The organism is Cobetia sp. Ld8 (assembly GCF_045066615.1).
In the GTDB taxonomy this organism is placed as follows: Bacteria; Pseudomonadota; Gammaproteobacteria; order Pseudomonadales; family Halomonadaceae; genus Cobetia; species Cobetia amphilecti.
In genome coordinates this window covers 469657-489202 of record NZ_JBISHF010000008.1, presented here as the reverse complement: position 1 = coordinate 489202, position 19546 = coordinate 469657, and the positions used below count along the sequence as shown (strand labels likewise).

18 protein-coding genes are annotated in these 19546 nt (G+C 63.8%); 17 read left to right on the top strand and 1 reads right to left on the bottom strand.

The window, feature by feature from the left end:
* Positions 1-184 precede the first annotated feature (184 nt).
* The 12 genes from ACJJV2_RS13025 to lipA all read left to right on the top strand — a co-directional run bounded on the left by ACJJV2_RS13025 (position 185) and on the right by lipA (position 12398).
* Positions 185-1468 (top strand): glutamate-5-semialdehyde dehydrogenase, encoded by a 1284-nt coding sequence (locus ACJJV2_RS13025; RefSeq protein WP_405281484.1) that lies wholly within the window; start codon positions 185-187, stop codon positions 1466-1468.
* 257 nt (positions 1469-1725) lie between these two features.
* Complete coding sequence (gene nadD, locus ACJJV2_RS13020; protein WP_405282225.1) at positions 1726-2361, top strand: nicotinate-nucleotide adenylyltransferase; 636 nt, start codon at positions 1726-1728, stop codon at positions 2359-2361.
* Between the two features lie 230 nt (positions 2362-2591).
* A complete protein-coding gene (gene rsfS, locus ACJJV2_RS13015; RefSeq protein WP_043331961.1) occupies positions 2592-2951 on the top strand; it encodes a ribosome silencing factor in 360 nt (119 codons plus the stop codon).
* Between the two features lie 145 nt (positions 2952-3096).
* Complete coding sequence (gene rlmH / locus ACJJV2_RS13010; protein WP_043331959.1) at positions 3097-3564, top strand: 23S rRNA (pseudouridine(1915)-N(3))-methyltransferase RlmH; 468 nt, start codon at positions 3097-3099, stop codon at positions 3562-3564.
* Between the two features lie 42 nt (positions 3565-3606).
* On the top strand, positions 3607-5553 hold the full coding sequence (gene mrdA, locus ACJJV2_RS13005; RefSeq protein ID WP_216059756.1) for a penicillin-binding protein 2: 1947 nt from the start codon (positions 3607-3609) through the stop codon (positions 5551-5553).
* Positions 5543-6691: a rod shape-determining protein RodA gene (gene rodA, locus ACJJV2_RS13000; protein WP_043331958.1), complete on the top strand. Its 1149-nt coding sequence runs from the start codon at positions 5543-5545 to the stop codon at positions 6689-6691. Before mrdA ends, rodA begins: the two co-directional genes overlap by 11 nt.
* A gap of 71 nt (positions 6692-6762) precedes the next feature.
* Positions 6763-7806, top strand: coding sequence for a lytic murein transglycosylase B (gene mltB, locus ACJJV2_RS12995; RefSeq protein ID WP_054555034.1), 1044 nt, complete (start codon positions 6763-6765; stop codon positions 7804-7806).
* Positions 7803-8834, top strand: coding sequence for a septal ring lytic transglycosylase RlpA family protein (locus tag ACJJV2_RS12990; RefSeq protein WP_288987516.1), 1032 nt, complete (start codon positions 7803-7805; stop codon positions 8832-8834). Before mltB ends, ACJJV2_RS12990 begins: the two co-directional genes overlap by 4 nt.
* 102 nt (positions 8835-8936) lie before the next feature.
* The gene (locus tag ACJJV2_RS12985; protein WP_054555032.1) at positions 8937-10139 is read left to right on the top strand and encodes a D-alanyl-D-alanine carboxypeptidase family protein; all 1203 of its coding nucleotides are present in this window, start codon (positions 8937-8939) and stop codon (positions 10137-10139) included.
* A 196-nt stretch (positions 10140-10335) separates the two neighbouring features.
* Positions 10336-10623 carry a YbeD family protein gene (locus ACJJV2_RS12980; protein WP_043331948.1) on the top strand — a complete coding sequence of 96 codons (288 nt, stop codon included), beginning with the start codon at positions 10336-10338 and terminating at the stop codon, positions 10621-10623.
* A gap of 57 nt (positions 10624-10680) precedes the next feature.
* A complete protein-coding gene (gene lipB, locus ACJJV2_RS12975) occupies positions 10681-11406 on the top strand; it encodes a lipoyl(octanoyl) transferase LipB (RefSeq protein WP_082388119.1) in 726 nt (241 codons plus the stop codon).
* Positions 11406-12398 carry a lipoyl synthase gene (gene lipA, locus ACJJV2_RS12970; RefSeq protein ID WP_052384342.1) on the top strand — a complete coding sequence of 331 codons (993 nt, stop codon included), beginning with the start codon at positions 11406-11408 and terminating at the stop codon, positions 12396-12398. Before lipB ends, lipA begins: the two co-directional genes overlap by 1 nt.
* A gap of 105 nt (positions 12399-12503) precedes the next feature.
* Here lipA and ACJJV2_RS12965 read toward each other — a convergent pair whose 3' ends face one another.
* Positions 12504-13493, bottom strand: coding sequence for a LysR family transcriptional regulator (locus ACJJV2_RS12965; protein WP_043331946.1), 990 nt, complete (start codon positions 13491-13493; stop codon positions 12504-12506).
* Positions 13494-13686: 193 nt separating this feature from the next.
* On the opposite strand from ACJJV2_RS12965, the gene ACJJV2_RS12960 reads away from it, so the two are divergent.
* The 5 genes from ACJJV2_RS12960 to ACJJV2_RS12940 all read left to right on the top strand — a co-directional run bounded on the left by ACJJV2_RS12960 (position 13687) and on the right by ACJJV2_RS12940 (position 19439).
* Positions 13687-15102, top strand: coding sequence for an acetyl-CoA carboxylase biotin carboxylase subunit (locus ACJJV2_RS12960; RefSeq protein WP_405281474.1), 1416 nt, complete (start codon positions 13687-13689; stop codon positions 15100-15102).
* Between the two features lie 83 nt (positions 15103-15185).
* Complete coding sequence (gene oadA, locus ACJJV2_RS12955; RefSeq protein ID WP_405281471.1) at positions 15186-17018, top strand: sodium-extruding oxaloacetate decarboxylase subunit alpha; 1833 nt, start codon at positions 15186-15188, stop codon at positions 17016-17018.
* A gap of 118 nt (positions 17019-17136) precedes the next feature.
* A complete protein-coding gene (gloA, locus tag ACJJV2_RS12950) occupies positions 17137-17688 on the top strand; it encodes a lactoylglutathione lyase (RefSeq protein WP_166019255.1) in 552 nt (183 codons plus the stop codon).
* A 195-nt stretch (positions 17689-17883) separates the two neighbouring features.
* Positions 17884-18636 (top strand): SDR family oxidoreductase, encoded by a 753-nt coding sequence (locus ACJJV2_RS12945; RefSeq protein WP_225347670.1) that lies wholly within the window; start codon positions 17884-17886, stop codon positions 18634-18636.
* A gap of 95 nt (positions 18637-18731) precedes the next feature.
* A complete protein-coding gene (locus ACJJV2_RS12940) occupies positions 18732-19439 on the top strand; it encodes a prephenate dehydratase domain-containing protein (RefSeq protein ID WP_225347671.1) in 708 nt (235 codons plus the stop codon).
* The last annotated feature ends 107 nt before the right edge of the window (positions 19440-19546 follow it).

Genomic DNA, 19546 nt, shown 5'->3' with positions numbered 1-19546 from the left:
GACAAAAGTGTCTACGCCTCTGAGGCTTTCACATACGACCACCACGTCTGGCCTTCACCTCAGGCCTTCACGTCGGGCTGTACGTCAGGGCTTCATGTCGAGGCTTCTCTGGGGAATGCCCTCGCGGGGCCCGGCCGATGATGAAATGAGCACGTGGACACTGACAACCAGCGAGATTAGGCACATGAGTGAGCAGGGCAAGCACGACACCACGGACGTCGTGGCGTACATGAATCGTCTGGGGCACGCAGCGCGCGCGGCAAGCGTCGTGATGCGTCGCGTCGACAGCGGCATCAAGAATCGTGCTCTGCAGACCATGGCGCGTCTGATCGATGAGCGTCGCGAGACACTGGCAGAGGCCAATGCCGAGGACCTGACGCGTGCACGCGCCAATGGGCTCTCGGAGGCGATGGTCGATCGTCTCGCGCTGACGCCGGCGCGTATCGACGGCATGATCGAAGGGCTCGAGCAGGTCGCGGCGCTGCCGGACCCGGTCGGCGAGGTCGATGGGCTGCGCTCGCGTCCGAGCGGTATTCAGGTCGGTCACATGCGCGTGCCGCTGGGCGTGATCGGCATCATCTTCGAGTCACGCCCCAACGTGACCATCGAGGCGGCCAGCCTGTGTCTGAAGTCCGGTAATGCCTGCATCCTGCGCGGTGGCTCCGAGGCCGCGTCCAGCAATCGTGCGCTGAGCGAGATCATCAGCGAGGCGTTGGTGCTCTCCGAACTGCCGGCCACGGCAGTGCAGGTCGTCGCCACCACGGACCGCGCCGCGGTCGGTGAGCTGATCGCGATGCCCGAGTTCGTCGACGTCATCATTCCGCGCGGTGGCAAGAGCCTCATCTCGCGTATCTCGCGTGATGCGCGCGTGCCGGTCATCAAGCACCTCGATGGCATCTGCCACGTCTATATCGATGCCACGGCTGACCTGGCGATGGCGGTCCGGATCGCCGAAAACGCCAAGACCCACCGCTACGGCACCTGCAACACCATGGAGACTCTGCTGGTCGATGCGCCGGTTGCCGCCGAGGTCCTGCCGCGTATCGCCGAGCGTCTGGCGGCACATGAAGTCGAGATTCGCGGTTGCGCGCGCACCTGCGAAGTGCTGCCGCAGGCCGTGGCCGCCAGTGCGGAAGACTGGGACACCGAATACCTGGCGCCGATTCTGGCGATTCGCGTCGTGGATGGCGTCGATGAGGCGATGGCGCATATCGAGCGGCACAGCTCCGGGCACACCGAGGCCATCATCACCGAGAACTATGCGCTGGCGCGCCGCTTCATGGCGGAAGTCGATTCCAGCTCGGTGATGGTCAACGCCTCCACCCGCTTCGCCGATGGCTTCGAATATGGCCTGGGCGCCGAGATCGGCATCTCCACCGACAAGCTGCATGCGCGTGGTCCGGTCGGGCTTGAGGGCCTGACGACCCGCAAGTACATCGTGTTCGGTGATGGGCAGATTCGCCAGTGAAGGACCAGGTCTCACCCGCCGAGGATCAGGTCGCGCCCGCGCAGACCTTGACGAACGAGCAGACCTTGACGAACGAGCAGGCCCTGTCGCCCGAGGCGCTGGAGGATACCCAGCGCCCCTTGAATGCCGATGGTCTCGCGCAGGAGCGTGAGGCCGTGCATCACGGCACCGAGTCGGCACATGATTCGCGCTCAAGGACTGACACGGCAGCGGAGTCGGGCTTCGAGGGCTGCCTCGGCCCGGTACCGCGTGTCGCCATGCTCGGCGGTACCTTCGATCCCATCCATCACGGCCATCTGCGCAGTGCCATCGAACTGCGCGAAGCACTGGGGCTGGACCATGTGCTGCTGGTGCCTGCGCATCAGCCGCCGCATCGCGCCGCGCCCGGCGTCAGCAGTGACCAGCGTCTGGCGATGCTGGAAGCCGCGATAGAGGCAGAGCCGGGCCTCAAGGCCGATGGGCGTGAGCTGCTGCGCGATGGGCCTTCCTACAGTGCCGACACCCTGGCCAGTCTGCGCGCCGAATATGGTCCGCAGGCGCGGCTGGTGATGGCCATCGGCCATGACGCCTTCCTCAAGCTCGGGGAGTGGCATGCCGCCGATCGTCTGTTCGATGATGCCCATGTGGTGGTGATCGAGCGTCCGGACCATGATGCACCGCTGCCCCGGGCGCTCGAAGCGTTGATCCAGGGGCGCGAGGTCGACTCGGTGGCGGCCTTGATGACGCGCCCGGGTGGCCATCTGTTGCGCCTGTCGCTGCCGACACGCATGGCCATCAGTGCCACCTTCGTGCGCGAGCGTCTCGCGCTGGGTGACAGCGTGCGCTACCTGCTGCCGGAAGCGGTGATCCGTCATATCGAGGCGCATGGCCTCTATTGTCCGTCATCGACCTGAGCCCATCATCAGCCTGAGTCCATCATCGACCTGAGCCCATCATCGAGCTGAGCGTTGTGGCTCTGAACGTCTTGTCGCGTGCGAGCGTGGCATCATGAGAGGGGCATCACTGCCGCGATCCCGCATTGCCGTGCGTGGCGCCCCTTTGGCGAGTAAATGACGATGCCCATAGGCGCGCGCATCGCCAACGGGTAGAATGCGCCCCCTGCCGAACAAACTCCCGAGGAATCATGCAGACCGAAGCTCTTAAAAACCTGGTTGTCGACGCCCTTGAAGAACTCAAGGCCCAGGAAATCAGCGAGATCAATGTCTCCAAGCTGACCAGCGTCACCGATGTGATGGTGATCGCGACCGGTACGTCCAGCCGCCATATCTCCGCGCTGGCCAACAACGTGCAGGTCACCGTGAAAGAAGCCGGCGTCAAGCCGCTGGGCTGTGAAGGCGACAACGGCTCCGATTGGGTGCTGCTGGATCTGGGCGATGTCGTCGTCCACGTCATGCTGGCCGAAACCCGTGCCCTGTACGACCTCGAGCGCCTGTGGAGCGATCTGCCCCGCGAAACGCGTGAAGAGTACGAGCAGAGCCACTGATCCTGCCAGCCTGACCCGACGGGTTGCTCGTCGGGACATGCCAACCGCGCGTTACGTCCTTGCCGGTCGCGATGTCGCGGGCAGGGAGTATCCGATGGAAGGACTGCGGGCTTGCCCGTCGTTCTGACACAGCACGGGACAGGACATGAAAATCCGAGTTTTGGCGGTCGGGCAGAAGATGCCGGACTGGGTGGAGAAGGGTAGCCGGGAATATCTCAAGCGCATGCCGCGGGATTTTTCGCTTGAGTTCATCGAGCTGGCGCCCGGCAATCGCGGCAAGAATGCGGACATCGCCCGTGCCATGGCCAGTGAAGGCGACCGGATGCTTGAAAAACTCAAGGGAAATGAACATGTTGTCGCCCTTGATGTCCTAGGTAAGGCTTGGAGTACCGAGCAGCTTGCCCAGCATGCCGATGATTGGCGGCTGGGAGGGCGAGACGTGGCCATCCTCATCGGTGGTCCGGATGGGCTCGACCCACGCCTGTTGGCACGTGCCGATCAGCGCTGGTCGCTCTCGGCACTGACGCTGCCGCACCCCCTGGTGCGCATCGTGCTGGCGGAACAGCTTTACCGCGCCTGGACATTGCTGGTCGGGCACCCCTATCACCGGTAAGCGCCTGCCGCTTGCGACACGACACTGGTTGCGAGACCCGCCATGCGCCAACGCCGGGCGACGATAAAGAATCCTCAACAGGAAGTGCGGATCTTTCGCCTTCGCAGCATCGTGGCTGCCGGCCTTGTGCTGGTGCTGGCCGGGTGTCTGCTGGCGCGGCTGCTCTTCCTGCAGGTCGTGGAACACGACATCTATACGACGCGCTCGGACAAGAACCGTGTGCGTGTCGAGCCCTTGCCGCCCACGCGCGGCTTGATCTATGACCGCAATGGTCAGCTGCTCGCCGAAAACCGCCCCAACTACAATCTCACCATCGTGCGCGAACGCGCCGGTGATCTCGAGACGACGCTTGAGCGCCTGGTCGAGATTCTCGATCTGCCGCCCGATGAAGTCGAAGACTTCAAGGAACGCTCGCGTCAGCGTCAACGCCCCTACCAGCCCGCCCTGTTGATGAGTGAATTGAGTCAGGAGCAGATCGCGCGTCTGGCCGTCAATCGCTATCGCCTGCCCGGCGTCGAGGTCGAGGCGCAGCTGCTGCGCTACTACCCGGACGCCAAGCCGCTGTCGCATACCCTGGGGTACGTGGGGCGCATCAATCAGGCCGAGCTCAAGACCCTCGACAAGGGCAACTATTCGGGCACCCACTTCATCGGCAAGACCGGTATCGAGCGCTTCTATGAAGAGGAGCTGCACGGTCAGGCGGGCCTGCGCAAGGTGGAAACCAATGCGCGGGGTCGCGTGCTGCGTGAGCTGTCGCGGATCGACCCGGTGCCAGGCAAGGACCTGACGCTGACCATCGATCGCGGCCTGCAGGATCTCGCCTATCGGCTGCTCAAGGGGCGGCGTGGTGCCATCGTGGCCATCGAGCCCGAGACGGGCGACATCCTGGCGATGGCCTCCGTGCCGGGCTTCAACTCCAATGAGTTCGTCACCGGCATCAGCGTCAAGAGCTATCGCGCGCTGCAGAATGATATCGACCTGCCGCTGTTCAATCGTGCCATTCGCGGCCAGTACCCGCCGGCCTCGACCGTGAAGCCCTTCATGTCGCTGGCGGGGCTGGAGAACGGTGCCATCACCACCAGCACCACCTTCTACGATCCCGGCTATTTCCAGCTGCCCAATGACAGCCACAAGTATCGCAACTGGCTGCGCTGGGGGCATGGGCGCGTCAACATGCGGCGTGGCATTGCGGTGTCCAATGACACCTTCTTCTACAACGTCGCCTATCGCCTGGGGATCGACCGCATCAGCGAGTACATGCACAAGTTCGGCTTCGGTGAGCAGACGGCGCTGGACGTGCAGGGCGCGCTGCCCGGCCTGATGCCGTCCAAGGAATGGAAGCGCAATCGCTACGACAAGCCCTGGTACCCCGGCGAGACCATCTCCATCGGTATCGGTCAGGGCTACTGGCTTGCCACGCCGTTGCAGCTCGCCTCGGCGGAGGCCGTGCTGGCCAATCGCGGCAGACACGTGACGCCTCACCTGGCCAAGCGCATCGGTGACGAGACGGTGTTGCTGCCCAGAAGCGAGGAGAAGCCGGATGTGGTGCTGGACAATCCGGCGTGGTGGGACGATGTCATCGCCGCGCTCGAGGATGTGGTCAGCGGGCGAGAAGGCACGGCGCGCAAGTATGTCGGGCCCGGCCTCAAGTACCGCATGGCCGGCAAGTCCGGTACCGCCCAGGTCTTCACTCTCGGGCAGGACCAGAAATACAACGGCAAGGAGCTCGCGGAGCGTCTGCGTGACCACGCCCTGTTCGCCGCCTTTGCGCCGGTCGAGCACCCGGAGATTGCCGTTTCCGTGGTGATCGAGAACGGCCAGGGCGGCAGCTCCGTGGCGGGCCCGATGGCGCGTGCCGTCACCGATTACTGGCTGTTGCCGCGCATTGACCCCGAGGCGCGTGAGGCGGCGCTCACGCTGGCTGCCGCTCTGGCGCCGCCGGAGGCACCGGTGGGCGAGGGTGAGCAAGGAGAGAACGATGCCGACTGATTATCAGCGCTCGATGCGTGGTGTAGGTGGAGATCTCAGTCATCGCCGCCGCACCAGCCTGTGGGAGCGTATCCACCTCGACCCCTGGCTGTTGCTGTTGCTGCTGGCCGTGCTCGGCTGCGGGCTGATCGTGCTCTACAGCGCCAGCGGCCAGGATATCGACTTCACGCTGCGCCAGGCCTCACGTCAGGCGCTGGCACTGGTGATCATGATCGGACTCGCCCAGCTGTCACCCGCGACCCTTTACCGCTGGGCGCCGGTCGCCTATGGCGCCGGCTTCCTGATGCTGGTGGCTGTAGAGGTGTTGGGGGATGTCGGCATGGGCGCCCAGCGCTGGCTGGTCATCCCCGGGGTGGTGCGCTTTCAGCCCTCGGAGCTGATGAAGCTGGCGATGCCGATGATGGTGGCCTGCTGGCTCGGTCAGCGCCCGCTGCCTCCTCGCTGGCGAGACTTGGCCATCTGCGCCGTCATCATCGTCGCGCCGGTGCTGCTGATCGCGCGCCAGCCGGACCTCGGCACCTCGTTGCTGGTCGCCGCGGCGGGCGTGTTCGTGATCCTGTTGGCGGGGCTTTCCTGGAAGCTGATCGCCTTCTTCGGCGCCTTGATCGCCTCGGCATTGCCGCTTCTGTGGATGGTGATGCACGACTATCAACGCCGCCGTGTGCTGACATTCCTCAATCCGGAGTCTGACCCGCTCGGCGCGGGCTGGAATATCATCCAGTCCAAGACCGCCATCGGCTCGGGCGGCATCTTCGGCAAGGGCTATACCCTGGGGACCCAGTCCCAGCTCGAGTTTCTGCCGGAGCGCCATACCGACTTCATCGTCGCGGTCATCGGGGAGGAGTTCGGCCTGATCGGCATGAGCTTCTTCCTGGGGCTCTACGTGCTGATCGTGCTGCGCGGGCTGGTGATGTCCAACAATGGCCAGGACAGTTTTGCACGGCTGACGGGGGGCGCGATCATCCTGACGTTCTTCGTCTACGTCTTCGTCAACATCGGCATGGTATCGGGTATCTTGCCGGTCGTTGGCGTCCCGTTGCCGCTGGTCAGTTATGGTGGGACCTCCAGCGTGACCTTGCTGGCAGGCTTCGGTATTCTCATGAGCATTCATACCCACCGGCGCCTATTGTCGCGATGACGTGGCGGCCAGTTGCCGAGTGGCAAGGACATTCGCGAGCCCAAGCTCGCAGACAGGCAAGGAGAGAGTCGATGACGGTGATCAATGCGCGTGGGCGACGTCTGAAGCACTGGGGCGCAGCCCTGGTGATGGTGGCACCGCTGCTGGGAATGTCAGGCGTGGCCAAGGCGGCGCCTGATGGCTTCGCCCCGGCGACTCACCCGGAAACGGCCAAGCTGGTCGACGAGCTGGTGGCCAAGGGGCTGGATCGCGATCGCGTGACCGAGCTGATGAACCAGGCCGATTACAGCCAGAAAGTGCTGGATGCCATGTCGCGTCCGGCGGAAGGTCATCTGCGCTGGGACCAGTACCGCGCCATCTTCATGAAGCAATCACGCATCGAAGCCGGTGTGAAGTTCATCGCCGAGCATCGTGAGACTTTCGATCGCGCCCAGGCCGAGTATGGCGTGCCGCCGGAAGTCATCGCCGCCATCATCGGTGTCGAGACCTTCTTCGGCAAGCACACCGGCACTCACCGCGTGATCGATTCACTGTCCACGTTGGCCTTCGATCACCCGCGTCGCGGCAAGTTCTTCCGTGGCGAGCTGTCAGCCTTCCTGCAGCTGACGATTGAGCAGGGCATCGACCCGCTCTCCATCAAGGGCTCCTACGCCGGCGCGATGGGCTATCCGCAGTTCATCCCGACCAGCTATCAGGCCTATGCGGTCGATTTCGATGGCGATGGCGTGCGTGATCTGTGGCACAACCCGGTCGATGCCATCGGCAGCGTCGGCAACTACTTCGCGCGTCATGGCTGGAAGGCCGGTGCGCCGGTGGTCAGCGCCGCGGATGGCCCCGGGACGCCGCCGTCCTCCGTTACCTTCAACAAGACGAAAAAGCCGTACATGAGCGTTTCCGCGCTCGAGGCGGCCGGTGTCCAGGTGGCAGATGACGTGGCCGGCAATACCCAGGTGATTCCGTTGGCGCTGGACCTGAAGCAGGGCTACCGCTACGCCGTCGGCTACGACAACTTCTACGTCATCACGCGCTACAACCACAGCCACATGTATGCGATGGCCGTGGATGAGCTCTCCCGGGCGATCAAGCGTCGTCTCGAAGACGGAGGTGCGGGATGAGCTGGTCACGTGCGCTACCGCTGACCCTCGCGCTTGCCCTGCTGGCCGGCTGTGCCAGCAGTGGGGGTGGCACCCAGGTCAGTGATGGTGCCTCGGCGAGCACCGGCAAGAAGGCGGGCAAGAACAGCCGCTACGAGATGGACAGCGATGCCTATCCCGATGATGCGCCGGATGTCTCGGCGGTGCCCGATGAGGTGCCACGTGTCGAACCCTATACCCGCAGCGGCAATCGCAGCGAGTACGAGGTATGGGGCAAGACCTATCACGTGATGGATGATCCGCGCGGTTACGTGGCCGAGGGCACTGCTTCCTGGTATGGCAAGAAGTTTCATGGCTACGCCACCGCCAGTGGCGAGATCTATGACATGTACACCATGACGGCGGCCCACAAGTCGCTGCCATTGCCGACCTATGCGCGTGTCACCAATCTGGACAACGGCAAGCAGGTCATCGTCAAGGTCAACGACCGCGGCCCCTTCCATGAAGACCGCCTGATCGACCTGTCCTACAGCGCGGCGTGGCGACTGGACATGCTGGGCCATGGCACCGGGCATGTGCGTGTCGAGACCCTCGACGCCACGACCTGGAAGCCGGGCCCGAGCCCGACCCAGGGCACGGCAGAGTCCGAGCGTCTGCTGGCGCGCAGCCAGGCGGTACGCCGCGAGCAGGGCATTGCCGGGCTTGACGCGATGCAGGCAACCGGTGGTTCCGTGGCCTCGAGCGCTTCCGGCGCGAGCGTTGCCGCCAAGCCCGTGGTAGCCTCTGCTGCGCCGAGCAGCACGTCCTCCGTGGCGAACGGGGAAGCTGCCTTCCTGCAGGTCGCGGCGGTCAGTGATCTGAGCAAGGCCGACAGCATTCGTGCCAGTGTCAGCTCCCGTCTGGGACGACCGACTCGCGTGCTGGGCAGCGGCGACCTCTACAAGGTTCAGGTCGGCCCGCTGGAAGACAATGTCCGTATTGAATCGCTCAAGTCGGCGCTGGCCGATGCTGGCTATGCCGGGGCCTTCAGCGTCACGGCAGAGCGATAAGGGCCGCAGGCCCGTTTTCATCCATCATGCGCTTCGTGAAGAGGCGCAACCTGGCCGAGGCGCAAGCCTCGGCTTATGCATGAGTGTCAAAGAGATTCCAACATGTCCCTGAAAGCCCGACTTCTTCCTCTTCGGCGTCGATTCTCCGCGCTGATGGCGGCCAGCGGCATTGCGCTGTTCGCAGGCGTTGCCGCCACCCCGGCCCATGCCATCGAGACGGATACCCTGATTCCGGCGGCGCCGCAGCTGGCGGCATCTTCCTGGATTCTGATGGACGCCAATTCCGGGCGCATCCTGGTCGAGCACAATGCCGACAAGCGCCTGCCGCCGGCCAGCCTGACCAAGATGATGACGGCCTACCTGGTCGAGAGCGAGATGGACGACGGCAAGCTGAGCCCGGACGAGAAGGTTCGCATCAGCGTCAATGCCTGGAAGACAGGTGGCTCGCGCATGTTCATCCGCGAAGGCACCAGCGTCACCGTCGATGACCTGCTGCACGGTGTCATCATCCAGTCCGGCAACGACGCCAGCGTCGCGCTGGCCGAGCGTATCGGCGGCAGCGAAGGTTCGTTCGCCGACCTGATGAACCAGCACGCCAAGCGTCTGGGCATGAAGAACACCCACTACATGAACGCCACTGGCCTGCCGCACGCGGAGCATTACTCCACGGCCCACGACCTGGCGATTCTGGCGCGTCGCATCATCAAGGACTACCCGGATCACTACGAGATCTATTCCCAGAAGTACTTCACCTGGAATGGCATCAAGCAGCCGAACCGCAACAAGCTGCTGTGGCGTGACAAGGATGTCGATGGCCTCAAGACCGGCCACACCGAAGAAGCCGGCTACTGCCTGGTGGCATCCGCCAAGAAGGAAGATACCCGCCTGATCAGTGTCGTGATGGGCACCAAGTCCGAAGAGGCGCGTGCGCAGGAATCCCAGAAGCTGTTGACCTACGGCTTCCGCTACTTCGAGAGCAAGAAGCTCTATGACAAGGGTGCGGTGCTCAACCAGGCGCGTGTCTGGGGTGGCGAGAAGGACCAGGTGCGTCTGGGCATGGCCCAGGACGTCTTCCTGACCGTGCCGAGTGGTCAGGCAGACAAGCTGACCGCGCGCCTTGATCTCAAGGACACCATCAAGGCCCCGGTTCAGGCCGGCGAGCAGTACGGTACCCTGCAGATCAAGCTGGACGACAAGGTGCTGGCCGAAGAACCGCTGGTCGCACTGGAGCCGGTGGAGCAGGGCGGCCTGTTCAAGCGTCTGTGGGATGCCCTGATGCTGTTCTTCCACGGCCTGTTCAACTGAGTCAGTCGTCTGGCTGTGCGAAGTGACGCGGCCGATGACATGATTCAGTGATGGCAGTAGGGCGCGCGTGCTGGCGGTGCCAGGCGCGCGCCCCTGAATATCGCGGTCGTGTACTCAACAAAGGGCGATCCGGCTGACGGATCGCCCTTTGTTGAGTAGAATGGTCGGAAATAGAGTTACCTGAAGGGCTATCCCCATGGCCAAGACGCCAGCAGCTGGTGGGCAGACGCCCCCGAAGATTGAATTCCCGTGTGATTTCTCCCTCAAGATCGTCGGCACCGCCGCAGAAGATCTCGTCGAAGTGGTCTGCAATATCCTGGAAGTGCATGCGCCGGGCTTCGATGCGACGGCCATCACCTGGCAGGACAGCAAGAACGGCAACTACCGCAGCATCCGTGTGGTGATCCGTGCCACCGGTACTGATCAGCTGGATGCGCTGCACCGTGACCTCAAGGCCACCGGTCGCATCCACATGGTGCTGTGATCCAGGCATGAAACGCTGGATTTCCTTGTCTTGCGCCTTGATGACAGGAGCGCATGCATGAACACGATTCACGTCTACCACCTCGGCCTCAAGGCCTATGATGAGGTGTGGTCGGCCATGCGCCACTTCACCGATACGCGTGCGGCCGATGCGCCGGACGAGCTGTGGGTGGTGGAGCACCCGCCGGTCTTTACCCAGGGCCAGGCGGGCAAGCCGGAGCATCTGTTGATGCCGGGCGACATTCCGGTGGTGCAGACCGACCGTGGCGGCCAGGTGACCTATCATGGGCCCGGCCAGCTGGTGCTCTACCCGCTGCTCAACGTCAAGCGAGGCGGCATCGGCGTTCGCCAGCTTGTGACGGCGCTGGAAGAGACGGTGGTGGCGGCGATGGCCGAGCATGGCATCGAGGCCTATCCGCGTCCGGACGCGCCTGGCGTCTATGTGAAGAAGTCGGCGCAGCGTGGCGATGACCCGCGTCGTTCGATGGAAGAGGCCAAGATCGCCTCGCTGGGACTGCGCATCCGGCGTGGTTGCAGCTTCCATGGTGTGGCGATCAATCTGGACATGGACCTCGCGCCCTTCGGGCGCATCAATCCCTGCGGCTATGCCGGCATGGCGATGACCCAGCTGCGCGATCTCGTTCGCGCACCGGTGGATCTTGCCAGCGAGCGTGACCGCCTGGTGCGTTGTCTGGGCGCAAGCCTGGGCGATGTGACCCTGACTCCGGTGAGCGGCCTGCCCGCGGCACTGGCTGACATTTCTCGAACAGCAGGACAGAACTGATGACCGAGACCATCGCTACCACGAAGCCCGCTCCCTCCGCTGCTCCTGCCCGCAAGGAGCGTGGCGTGAAGCTGCGCGGCGCCGAGAAGGTTGCCCGCATTCCGGTCAAGGTGATTCCCACCGAGACCTTGCCCAAGAAGCCGGACTGGCTGCGTGTGCGCATGCCGGCCTCGCCGGAAGTCACGCGCATCAAGCAGACGCTGCGCAAGCACGGCCTGCACACGGTCTGTGAAGAAGCCTCCTGCCCGAACCTGGGCGAGTGCTTCAGCGGCGGCACCGCCACCTTCATGATCATGGGTGACATCTGCACCCGTCGTTGCCCGTTCTGCGACGTGGCGCACGGTCGCCCCAACGCACTGAACGCTGACGAGCCGCGCGAGCTGGCCGAGGCCATCGCCGAGATGCGCCTGAATTACGTCGTCGTGACCTCCGTCGACCGTGATGACCTGCGCGACGGTGGCTCCAACCACATCGCCGAGTGCATCCGCGAGATTCGCGAGAAGTGCGATGGCACCGAGATCGAAGTGCTGGTGCCGGACTTCCGTGGCCGCATGCAGGTCGCGCTGGACGTGCTCGAGCAGACGCCGCCGGACGTCTTCAACCACAACCTGGAAACCGTGCCGAGCCTTTATCGTCGCGTGCGTCCGGGTGCCGACTACCAGTGGTCACTTGATCTGCTCAAGGGCTACAAGGAGCGTCGTCCGGAAGTGAAGACCAAGTCCGGCCTGATGCTGGGTGTCGGCGAGACTGACGAGCAGGTGCTCGAAGTCATGCAGGACCTGCGCAACCACGGTGTCGACATGCTGACCCTGGGTCAGTACATGCAGCCGTCGCGCAACCACCTGCCCATCGACCGCTGGGTGCACCCGGACACCTTCGATTGGCTCGGCCAGAAGGCGCGCGAGATGGGCTTCTCGCATGTCGCCTCCGGCCCGCTGGTGCGCTCTTCCTACCACGCCGACAAGCAGGCGCACGGTGTGGAAGTGAAGTAAGCCGCACTGCTGACATGCCGTCAGTTGCCTGAACGAAAAAAACCGCCATGGAGCTTGTCTCCATGGCGGTTTTTTCATGTGGTTTGCGCCATCAGGGCGCTATGTTCATTGCTCGGTCGCCAGCGGCAGGCAGGCCACGCTGTGCCCGGGGATGGGCTCCATCGGCGCGCTGAAGTGAGCATTGAGCTCCGGCAGCAGCTCGCGCACGAAGCGCAGGAACAGCTCGGTGACCGGCGTGGGGTAGCGGTCCTTGGGGTAGACGGTGCACCAGCTGCGTCTGAGCGGGAAGCCCGGCAGCGAGGGCGAGGCCAGCAGGCCTGAGGCCAGCTCGAGCTGAACCGACAGTCGCGGCAGGATCGCCACGCCCAGGTGCGCCATCACGCCTTGCTTGATGGCCTCATTGGAGCCCAACTCCAGCGTATGGCGCAGCGAGACGCGCTCGCGTGCGGCGAACTCCTCGAAGGCGGTACGTGTTCCGGAACCGGGTTCACGCATCAGCATGTAGTACTGCGCGAGGTCTTCCAGGGTGATGCCCTTGACCTCCAGCAGCGGATGACCGGGCCAGACGACGGGGATCAGCTCGTTGTCGAGAATCGGCATGAAGGCCAGATTGGCGTCATCCGGCACCATGCCCATGATCACCAGGTCATCGCGCCGCTCGGCGAGACGCTCGAGCGCCTGACCGCGATTGCAGACGCGCAGGCGTACCGAGACTTCCGGATACCGCGCCCGGAAGCGCGCCAGAATATGCGGCACCACGTACTGAGCGGTGGAAACGGCAGCCAGATTGAGCTCGCCGCGGATGGTGCCGGCGATCTCCGACAGCTCCATCTGCAGGCTCGAGACCTCGCCGAAGATCGACTGCACCGAGTTCGCCAGGGCATCAGCCGCCGGCAGGATATGCAGCGTCTTGCCGGCATATTTGAACAGCGATTGCTCGAGTGCCTGCTCCAATTGACGAATCTGGGCACTGACGGCGGGTTGCGTCAGGCCAAGTTGCTCGGCCGCACGGGAGTAGGACTGTTGGCGATGAACCGCTTGGAACACCTGTAACTGTCTGAAAGTTAAGCGATTCAACAAGTTTGGACGCGACATGACACACCCAGTCATAAGGTTTTACTTATAGATTGGCAAAAAAATATCAACTTTTCTATTGGTCTCTCGCTGGGTAGCGTGGAACGCATGCTACCTCGTGTCTGTCAGCGCCGTTGTCGCGTCTGGCGGTCAATGACAAGCGCACGACCAGAGCACCACAACAAGATCACGCGTCACGTCCGGGAGAGTCACCATGTTTCGCAAGTTGCTGATTGCCAACCGAGGGGAAATCGCAGTGCGCATTGTACGCGCCTGTGCCGAGATGGACATCCGCTCAGTCGCTGTCTACACCGAACCTGATCGTTTCTCCTTGCACGTCAAACGCGCCGATGAAGCGCATTTCATCGGCGAAGACCCGCTGGCCGGCTATCTGGATGCCCGCCGCCTGGTCGATCTCGCGCGCGAGACCGGCTGTGACGCCATCCATCCGGGTTACGGATTCCTGTCGGAGAACGCCGAATTCGCGGCCATCTGTGAAGCGGCGGGTATCGCCTTCGTGGGGCCGGCCAGCAGTGTCATCGCCCGCATGGGTGACAAGACCCAGGCCCGCGATGCCATGAAGGCGGCCGGCGTGCCGGTGACGCCGGGCTCGGCCGGCAATCTGGCCGATGTCGAGGAGGCGCTGAGTGTCGCCGAGCAGGTCGGCTACCCCATCATGCTCAAGGCTACCTCAGGCGGTGGGGGGCGCGGTATCCGGCGTTGTGATGATGCTCATCAGCTCGAGCAGGCCTGGGGGCGCGTGATCTCGGAAGCCACCAAGGCCTTCGGCAGTGCCGATGTGTTCCTCGAGCGTTGCGTGGTCGACCCGCTGCATATCGAGGTGCAGATTCTGGCCGACAATCACGACAACGTGATTCATCTGTTCGAGCGTGACTGCTCCATCCAGCGTCGCAACCAGAAGTTGATCGAGATCGCCCCCAGTCCGCAACTGACACCGGAGCAGCGCTCCTACGTCGGTGAGATGGCGGTTCGCGCCGCCCGCGCCGTCGGCTATCGCAACGCCGGTACCGTGGAGTTTCTGGTCAAGGGCAACGAGATCTACTTCATGGAGATGAACACTCGCGTGCAGGTGGAACACACCATCAGCGAGGCCATCACTGGCGTGGACATCGTACGCGAGCAGATCCGTATCGCCTGGGGCCACAAGCTGGCCTTCCGTCAGGAAGACATTCGCCATCACGGCTATGCGATCCAGTTCCGCATCAACGCCGAGGACCCCAAGAACGACTTCCTGCCAAGCTTCGGGCGCATCACGCGCTACTACGCGCCGGGCGGGCCTGGCGTGCGTACCGATACCGCGATCTATACCGGCTACACCATCCCGCCGTATTTCGATTCCATGTGTCTGAAGCTCATCGTGTGGGGGCTGACCTGGGAAGAGGTCATCAATCGTGGTTCACGTGCCCTCAATGACATGCGTCTGCAGGGCGTCAAGACCACGGCGCCTTACTATCAGGAAATTCTCAAGCACCCTGATTTCCGCAACGCGCACTTCGATACCGGCTTCGTGGCCGCCCACCCGGAATTGACCCAGTACTCGGTCAAGCGCCTGCCGGAACAGACGGCGCTGGCGATCGCGGCGGCCATCGCGGCCCACGCCGGTCTCTGATGCGCACCTGATGCCCCTGATGTCGTGAATCTTCCCTGAGCTTCCCCCGGTTCACGTAGCCAACAATTAGAAGGACCCCAGACATGACAGCTGCAACCCCCAACACCAACGCCGTCGATCACGCCGAGCGCGTCAAGGTCACCGAAGTCGTGCTGCGCGATGGCCACCAGTCGTTGATCGCGACCCGCATGCGCACCGAGGACATGCTGCCGATTGCCGCGCGCCTCGATCAGGCCGGTTTCTACAGTCTCGAAGTGTGGGGCGGCGCGACCTTCGATGCCTGCGTGCGTTTTTTGAAGGAAGACCCCTGGGCGCGTCTGAAGGCGCTCAAGGAAGCCATGCCCAATACCCCGCTGCAGATGCTGCTGCGCGGCCAGAACCTGCTCGGCTATCGTCACTACGCCGATGACGTGGTGGAGGCCTTCGTCGAGCGCGCCGCGGCAGGTGGCATCGATATCTTCCGTGTCTTCGATGCCCTGAATGACCTGCGCAACATGGAAACCGCCATGCGCGCGGTCAAGAAGGCCGGCAAGCACGCCCAGGGCACCATCTGCTACACCGTGAGCCCGGTGCATACGCTGGAGATGTATGTCGAGCAGGCGCGCAAGCTGGTCGAGATGGGGGCCGATTCCATCGCCATCAAGGACATGGCCGGCCTGCTGACGCCGTACGCGACCTATGATCTGGTCAGCGCGCTGGTCGAGGCGGTCGAGGTGCCGATCCACCTGCACAGCCACGCCACGGCTGGCCTGGCGCCGCAATGCCAGCTCAAGGCCGTCGAGGCGGGCTGTCGCCATATCGATACCTGCATCTCGGCCTTCGCCGGCGGCACCAGCCATCCGGCCACCGAATCCTTCGTGGCCTCGCTGCGCGGCACCCAGTGGGATACCGGGCTTGAGCTGGAGTCGCTGCGCGAGATCGGCGATTACTTCCACGAGGTGCGCAGCAAGTATTCGGCCTTCGAGAGTGAATTCACCCGCGAGGATGTCTCGGTCCAGATCAGCCAGATTCCCGGCGGCATGATGTCCAACCTGGCCAGCCAGCTGAAGGAGCAGAACGCCCTGGAGCGCATCCGCGAGGTCTTCGATGAGATCCCGCGTGTGCGTGCCGATCTCGGCTATCCGCCGCTGGTCACCCCGACCTCGCAGATCGTCGGCACCCAGGCGGTTCTCAACGTGCTGACCGGCGAGCGCTACAAGAGCATCACCAACGAGGTGAAGCGCTATCTGCAGGGCGGCTATGGTCAGGCGCCGGCACCGGTCAATGAAGAGGTCCGCTCGCGTGCCATCGGCAACGCGCCGGTGGAAGTCGGGCGCCCGGCCGACCTGCTCGCGCCGGAGATGACGCGCCTCACCGAGGAGCTGGGCGAGCTGGCCGAATCCCCCGAGGACGTGCTGACCTTCGCCATGTTCCCGGAGCTGGGACGTGATTTCCTCAATGAGCGCCGCGCCGGCACGCTCACACCGGAAATCATCCCCCAGGGCGAGGCGGAGCGTCCGGTGACCTCTGGCGTACCGACCGAGTTCGTCATCGACGTGCACGGCGAGTCCTACGCGGTGCAGATCACCGGCGTCGGCGGCGCCAAGGGCAGCAAGCGTCACGTCTATCTGACCCTGGATGGCATGCCGGAAGAGGTGGTGTTCGAGGCCAAGGACGATTACGTGGCGGGCGGCCAGAGCGGCGGACGTGCCAGCGCCTCGGCGCCGGGCCATGTCACCACCGCGATGCCGGGCAACATCGTCGAGGTATTGGTCGCGGTCGGTGACAGCGTCACCGCGGGCCAGTCGGTGCTGATCAGTGAGGCGATGAAGATGGAGACCGAGATCGCCGCGCGTGTCGACGGTACCGTCAAGGCCATTCATGTCGCGCGTGGCGATCGTGTCACGCCGGGGGAAGTGCTGATCGAGATCGCGTGATGCCAGCGGCGGCGAGGTTGCAAAATCTGGCCGCCGTCACCATCTGACAGCTATACGATCACCAGGGGCGGCCGGGCATCTTCGAGGCTCTGCCGTCCTTTCCTGTGGAAGGACCAACATGGCAACACATTTCGAGCAGGTTCCCGGCCTGAGTGAGCAGATCGACCCGGCCACCCGTGGCTACGTCTTCAACCAGACCATGCTGCGCATCAAGGACCCCGAGCGCAGCCTGGATTTCTACACCCGCGTGCTGGGCATGCGTCTGGTGCGCAAGCTCGACTTCCCGGAAATGCAGTTCAGCCTCTATTTCCTCGCCTATCTGGATGACGACCAGGCCAGTGAAGTGCCCGGTGATGACCTGAAGCGCACCACCTACACCTTCGGGCGTGAGGCGATGCTGGAGCTGACCCATAACTGGGGCACCGAGAATGATCCGGACTTCGCCTACCATGACGGCAACGCCCAACCGCAGGGCTTCGGCCATATCGGGGTCAGCGTGCCGGATGTCTATGCGGCTGCCGAGCGTTTCGAGTCGCTGGGCGTCGAGTTCGTCAAGCGCCCCGACGATGGCAAGATGAAGGGTCTGGCCTTCGTGAAGGACCCCGATGGCTACTGGATCGAGATCCTGCGCGCCGATACCTTCGAGCGTCAGGCCAACGGCGAAGCCTGAGGCAGGCCGCCGCTGTAGACAACCGCCACCACCGGCATGCCCGGGGTGGCGGTTTTTCGTTTATACGAAACTCCGCGTTGCAGAGGTGTCAGCGGCATTCGCTTGCTGCAATGATGATGTCTGACTGACACTCGCAAGGCGCTCATTATTGATCGTCCTTGAGATCGATCGCCCATGACGAAAGAGGAGACAGCTATGTCGGAGAATGCACAGCGGTTGAGCGGCAAGGTGGCGGTAGTCAGTGGGGCTTCACGCGGGATCGGCGCCGGGATCGCGCAGCGCCTGGCGGCGGACGGCGCTCACGTCATCGTCAACTATCGCAGCGACAGTGATGGCGCCTTGCAGGTCGTGACGGATATCGAATCGCGGGGCGGCAAGGCGATCGCCGTACAGGCCGATGTCGGTGTCAGCAGCGACGCGGCACAATTGTTCACCGAAGCCCGGCGCGTTTACGGCGGCGTGGATATCCTGGTCAACAATGCCGGCATGAGCATCTACAAGCCCATCGCCGATTTCACGGATGACGACTTCGCCAACCTGATGCAGGCCAATCTGACCGGCTCCTTCAATCTGATGCGTGAGGCGGCGCGGCATCTGCGCGATGGCGGGCGCGTGATCAACATGTCCACCTCGGTGACGCGGCAGATGTTCGCGACCTATGGGCCCTATGCGGCTTCCAAGGCCGCGGTGGACCAGCTGACGCGGGTGCTGGCCAAGGAAGTCGGCGAGCGAGGCATCACGGTCAATGCCGTGGCGCCGGGCCCGACGGACACCGGGCTGTTTCGTCATGGCAAGAGTGAAGAGACCATCGAGCGCCTCAAGGGCATGGCGGCGCTGGGGCGCATTGCGGACCCGCAGGATGTCGCAGCCGTCGTGGCCTGGCTTGCCAGCGAAGATGCCGGCTGGGTGAGTGGCCAGGTCATCGGTGCCAATGGCGGCTTTGCCTGAGGTCGCCGAGGTGGGTTTTGCCTAACACCGCCCATGTTTGCGGCTATGCTGTTGTCAGGATGAGGTTTGTTCAGACATTGGCATGAGGGGCTGGTATGAAGGTGACAGCTAGCGAAGTCCACGGCGATATCTCGCCGCAGGGCGTGATCCCGGCTCCCGATGGTTTGCGCGTGGGCTATCCCGGGCACCTTGGAGGTTACTCGCGCGAGTGCGCGCTCAAGCTCTATGCCAACGACGCCCAGCTCAAGGCTTACGCAGGCATCGATGAGGTCATCAGGGCGCTGGCGGAAGGCGAGATCGATACCGCCGTGGTGCCCTGGTCGCGTGGGCATCAGCGTCCTGTGCGCACCACGCATCAGGCGCTGGCCTTCTGGACGGGCATCTGCGTCGAGCGGCGCGTCTTCCGTGCCATCAGTCTCAGTCTGCTCGGGCCGCCCGGGGCTTCGCCGTCGGCGGTGAGGCGTATCGTGGCGCGTGAGGCCCTCTTTGAAGAGTGCGATGCCTGGTTGCAGCAGAACCTGCCGGAGGTCGAGCGTGTGGAGTGTCTGCACATGGCGGATGCGCTGGACATGGCAGAGAGTCGCAGCGATACGCTGGCCATCGCGCCGCCATCACTGGCGCGTCGCCCGGGGCTTGTGTGCCTCGCCCAGCGCATCGAGGATGACCCCGGGCGTGTGGCGCAATTCGCGGTGCTGAGGCGTGATCACTCGCGGGTGCGCGGCCAGTGCTTTTCCTGTGATGCCACGGTGGATGAAGGGCAGGGCAACGCCGTGCTGTCCGGTACCAGCGAGCCCACCGGGTGAGGCTCGCCGCTCGGCCCTGAGTTCCGTTATGCTGAAGGCCATTCGTCATCAGAGGCCTTTTGTATGGTGTCTTCCGACCAGCGCTCATCCGCACCCTCCGTATCCCC

What these genes read in the sequence shown, in the direction of transcription:
- ACJJV2_RS12940 (WP_225347671.1), top strand. Translation starts at nt 18,732, where the DNA reads ATGAAGGTGACAGCTAGCGAAGTCCACGGCGATATCTCGCCGCAGGGC.
- ACJJV2_RS12945 (WP_225347670.1), top strand. Translation starts at nt 17,884, where the DNA reads ATGTCGGAGAATGCACAGCGGTTGAGCGGCAAGGTGGCGGTAGTCAGT.
- ACJJV2_RS12960 (WP_405281474.1), top strand. Translation starts at nt 13,687, where the DNA reads ATGTTTCGCAAGTTGCTGATTGCCAACCGAGGGGAAATCGCAGTGCGC.
- ACJJV2_RS12980 (WP_043331948.1), top strand. Translation starts at nt 10,336, where the DNA reads ATGGCCAAGACGCCAGCAGCTGGTGGGCAGACGCCCCCGAAGATTGAA.
- oadA (WP_405281471.1), top strand. Translation starts at nt 15,186, where the DNA reads ATGACAGCTGCAACCCCCAACACCAACGCCGTCGATCACGCCGAGCGC.
- gloA (WP_166019255.1), top strand. Translation starts at nt 17,137, where the DNA reads ATGGCAACACATTTCGAGCAGGTTCCCGGCCTGAGTGAGCAGATCGAC.
- mrdA (WP_216059756.1), top strand. Translation starts at nt 3,607, where the DNA reads ATGCGCCAACGCCGGGCGACGATAAAGAATCCTCAACAGGAAGTGCGG.
- ACJJV2_RS12985 (WP_054555032.1), top strand. Translation starts at nt 8,937, where the DNA reads ATGTCCCTGAAAGCCCGACTTCTTCCTCTTCGGCGTCGATTCTCCGCG.
- ACJJV2_RS13025 (WP_405281484.1), top strand. Translation starts at nt 185, where the DNA reads ATGAGTGAGCAGGGCAAGCACGACACCACGGACGTCGTGGCGTACATG.
- lipA (WP_052384342.1), top strand. Translation starts at nt 11,406, where the DNA reads ATGACCGAGACCATCGCTACCACGAAGCCCGCTCCCTCCGCTGCTCCT.
- lipB (WP_082388119.1), top strand. Translation starts at nt 10,681, where the DNA reads ATGAACACGATTCACGTCTACCACCTCGGCCTCAAGGCCTATGATGAG.
- rodA (WP_043331958.1), top strand. Translation starts at nt 5,543, where the DNA reads ATGCCGACTGATTATCAGCGCTCGATGCGTGGTGTAGGTGGAGATCTC.
- ACJJV2_RS12990 (WP_288987516.1), top strand. Translation starts at nt 7,803, where the DNA reads ATGAGCTGGTCACGTGCGCTACCGCTGACCCTCGCGCTTGCCCTGCTG.
- mltB (WP_054555034.1), top strand. Translation starts at nt 6,763, where the DNA reads ATGACGGTGATCAATGCGCGTGGGCGACGTCTGAAGCACTGGGGCGCA.
- rsfS (WP_043331961.1), top strand. Translation starts at nt 2,592, where the DNA reads ATGCAGACCGAAGCTCTTAAAAACCTGGTTGTCGACGCCCTTGAAGAA.
- ACJJV2_RS12965 (WP_043331946.1), bottom strand. Translation starts at nt 13,493, where the DNA reads ATGTCGCGTCCAAACTTGTTGAATCGCTTAACTTTCAGACAGTTACAG.
- rlmH (WP_043331959.1), top strand. Translation starts at nt 3,097, where the DNA reads ATGAAAATCCGAGTTTTGGCGGTCGGGCAGAAGATGCCGGACTGGGTG.
- nadD (WP_405282225.1), top strand. Translation starts at nt 1,726, where the DNA reads ATGCTCGGCGGTACCTTCGATCCCATCCATCACGGCCATCTGCGCAGT.